Source organism: Stenotrophomonas sp. P5_A8 (genome assembly GCF_056400545.1).
Map to the genome: position 1 here is coordinate 1 of NZ_JBFULB010000654.1, position 573 is coordinate 573.

Annotated in this window: 1 protein-coding gene; it reads left to right on the plus strand. The window is 61.8% G+C overall.

Going from position 1 to position 573, the window contains the following annotated elements:
* Positions 1 to 159 precede the first annotated feature (159 nt).
* Positions 160 to 462, plus strand: coding sequence for an antibiotic biosynthesis monooxygenase family protein (locus tag AC1DQP_RS21305; RefSeq protein ID WP_457319294.1), 303 nt, complete (start codon positions 160 to 162; stop codon positions 460 to 462).
* Positions 463 to 573 lie beyond the last annotated feature (111 nt).

The following is a 573-nucleotide window of genomic DNA, read 5'->3' on the forward strand; positions in this document are numbered from 1 at the left end:
TCGCTCAGCAATGCCGCGCCTTTGACGGTGCCAGAGCATGTGGCACTGGAAGCGTATCTCCAACACCAACAAAGCGCTTGGGACGGACGCGCCTACTGACACCCCGGTGGCAGCAGGGGGTGGGCAGACTGCACGTTCACCCCATGAGGAACCCTTCCTATGCAAGTCACTTCTTCCGTGCTCGAACTGGCCGTGTTTACAGTAAAACCGGAGGCGCACGCGCAGATGCCCAGGCTACGTGAACAGCTGCGCGCTGCCATCGCACAGTTCCCCGGGTTGATCGATTACCAGCCGTTCTCGCCGATCGGCGAGGACGACCGATTCGTTGACATCGCTCGCTGGCAAGACCTCGCCAGCGCTCAGGCGGCGGCGCAGGCGTTTGCCGGTGGCGATGCACGTTTCGCCCCTTACTTGGCTGCCATCGAGGAACTACACCTGATGCGGCATTTCGTACCGGGCTGAGGCCGCTGCGGACTCTTCACATTGAAGGACTCGAAGCAGGTTGCAGCATTGTCGACGCCTGCTACCAACGCCGCCCCGCAGGGCGGTGTTGGATCTGGACGTAGCCAATTC

What these genes read in the sequence shown, in the direction of transcription:
- AC1DQP_RS21305 (WP_457319294.1), top strand. Translation starts at nt 160, where the DNA reads ATGCAAGTCACTTCTTCCGTGCTCGAACTGGCCGTGTTTACAGTAAAA.